This is a genomic window from Mesorhizobium sp. A623, assembly GCF_054489405.1.
Map to the genome: position 1 here is coordinate 1 of NZ_JBTMXB010000124.1, position 1,068 is coordinate 1,068.

Genomic DNA, 1,068 nt, shown 5'->3' on the forward strand with positions numbered 1-1,068 from the left:
TCAACCCCAAGATGAGGCCGACACTTCGCTAATCTGCGATCCAATCTGAGCCAAATGATCTGACGACGGACAATCATCGTCCAATCGGGTTGGCTCAGACCCTGGGGCGGACGGCCCACCCGCCGGAATAGGAAGCCCTTCAAGCGCCGCGTCGTCATCACAGCCCTGCGGTGCGGCCAGCCAAAAGCCCCGCCTCTCGCGCCCGCAACAGATAGGTTGAAGGGGGGTGAAGACCCGATCCGGCACATGAGAAGCCGAATTAGTTCGCCCCAAAACAAGAAGGCCCGCGCATCCATCAGGACACGCGGACGAGTTTCAATCCAAGCCGCCCTGAAACGGACGGGCAGGTCATTGACCTGCCTCGTAGGCTCACCTTGCCAGTACATCCGTTGTCAAGGGAAGCGTCTGCACTCAATGTGGCTACCGATCCAGAGAAGGCAAGGTCCACTGGAACACATCCATCTCTTCGGCATTTCTCCTTCAAAGGGAAATGCGCGTATGCCGAAGTTCCGGTTTGAGTTTCTTGAATTCGCCAAGACAGAGACTGTCGAGGTTAATCTTGCCAACGTCGAGGCCGCGTGCGCCCAAGCCGTACAGGAGGCACGGGAAGCACTCACCGATGGTGCTATCCAAGGGATCGACCGAACGAGTTCTGTCACCAAGGTGTATGACGAAGCTGGTTTCTGGTAGCGACCATTAACTTTGCTGATCTGATAAGCGACGTGCCATTACCGAAGCCGGAAAACGAAGAACCGCCTACAGAAGAGCCTGGCGTGATGCGGTCTGGCTAACGACCTCGGATTTGTTCGGCGTTGGCCGTCCAGCGGAGCGAGGAGAGGAGACTAGCATGGGCAAGAGAACATTTATCTACGGCGTGGGAGTGGGGATCGCTCTCGCATTCCTATCGATATTCGCCCTCAATTCTAATCCTGCGAAGAGCGTAGAAACTACCGACAGTAAGATCATTGTGGGGCAATAGGCTGCCTGAAACTGAGGTGGTGCCGGTTTCTGAGACAGGGGCATAAGGTGGATCGCCCGATGAAAAGGACGATCCAGAAGGACGATCCA

Annotated in this window: 1 protein-coding gene; it reads left to right on the forward strand. The window is 56.1% G+C overall.

All coding sequences use genetic code 11. The annotated features are described in order from the left end of the window. Nucleotides 1-498: 498 nt before the first annotated feature. A complete protein-coding gene (locus tag ACX3P1_RS28175; protein ID WP_459083105.1) occupies nt 499-690 on the forward strand; it encodes a DUF6894 family protein in 192 nt (63 codons plus the stop codon). Nucleotides 691-1,068 lie beyond the last annotated feature (378 nt).

Coding starts and splice junctions, on each gene's coding strand:
- ACX3P1_RS28175 (WP_459083105.1), top strand. CDS start 499: ATGCCGAAGTTCCGGTTTGAGTTTCTTGAATTCGCCAAGACAGAGACT.